The sequence below is a fragment of the Hamadaea sp. NPDC051192 genome, assembly GCF_040682475.1.
Classification (GTDB): Bacteria; Actinomycetota; Actinomycetes; order Mycobacteriales; family Micromonosporaceae; genus Hamadaea; species Hamadaea flava.
The window spans coordinates 1-1,265 of sequence record NZ_JBFBAZ010000309.1; the positions used below are offsets into that span (position 1 = coordinate 1).

Below are 1,265 nucleotides of genomic sequence, written 5' to 3' on the forward strand. Positions count from 1 at the left end.
GGCACGGTCAACTCGATCAAGTCGCCAGGTGCGTGATCCGAGATCCGAACTCGTAGGGGTTTGGCGAGGTTCGCGGTGGTGATGACCAGGATGGCCAGGGCCAGCATCGCGAGGATGGTGAACCGGTGCCAGGGTGTCCATCCGCGGCATTGGTAGTGGTCCAGGCCGACCTGGCCCTTGGCGATCTGGAAGTTCTCCTCGACGGCCCATCTGGTTCCGGCGACGGTGATCAGCGTCGACAGCGGCACTGGATGAGGCGTCCAGCATCGGTAGAACGCCAGCTCCCCGGCGCGGTTGCGGCGCATCAGCAGGCTGTGGTGACCTGGGGTGTCGTCGTGGACGGCGACCCACGCCCAGTCGTAGAACCGTTCGCCTTTCGACCCGCGTCCGGCGGAGCGGCGCTGCCACGCCTGTGCGGCCAGCCAGGCTTCGGTGACGTCGACGCGTTCGCGCGTCGCGGTGGTGACCCGGGCGTAGAAGTTGCGGGCCACAGCCAGGACATAACCAACCTCGTGATGTTGCAGGGTGGCGCGCAGCCGCGGGTCACGGCCGTAGCACTCGTCGCCGGTGACGAATCCGGCCGCGATGCCGGCGTCGAGCGCGGCGACGATCATGTCGATGGCCAGGGTGGGTTTGGTGGCGAAGCCGATCTCGTCGGGCACGCCGGCGATCTGGCAGCGCTGCGGGTCGTCGAGCCACGATTGCGGCAGGTAGATCCGGCGGTCGATCAGCGCCCGGCCGTGCACGGATGCGTAGGACAGGAAGACGGCGACCTGCGAGTTCTCGATCCGCCCGGCGGTGCCGCAGTACTGGCGCTGCACGCCGACCGAGCTGGTGCCCTTCTTGAGGAAGCCGGTCTCGTCCACAATCAAGATCGCGTCTGGATGGTGGAGGTGTTCGACGACCAGATCACGCAGGTCGTCGCGGACCGATTCGGCGTCCCAGACCGCCTCACGCAGCAGCCGCTGCAGCTTTGACGGGCCGCGATGGCCGACGTGTTCGGCCAGCCACCAGCAGTTCTTGCGTTCCACCGGCGCCAGCAGTCCCATGACGAAGTCCCGCACATTCAGCCGCGGTTCGATCCGGGTGAACCGCACAGCGATCCGGTCCATGGCCTGCTCGTATACCCGCCGCCAGCTGGCCACGGCTACGCTGTGGGCGGCAGCCACCGCCCGCATTATTGACTTGTCCACAACTTTCAATGATCTGGCGGTGGCTGTCTTCGCGCATCCGCGCAGCTCAACCGGTGAACCGTGACTGCCGTA

1 protein-coding gene is annotated in these 1,265 nt (G+C 66.8%); it reads right to left on the reverse strand.

All coding sequences use genetic code 11. From position 1 onward, the window contains the following. A partial coding sequence (locus AB0M47_RS42780) for an IS701 family transposase (protein ID WP_363424790.1) occupies nt 1-1,112 on the reverse strand: 1,112 nt, incomplete at its 3' end. Nucleotides 1,113-1,265: the final 153 nt, after the last annotated feature.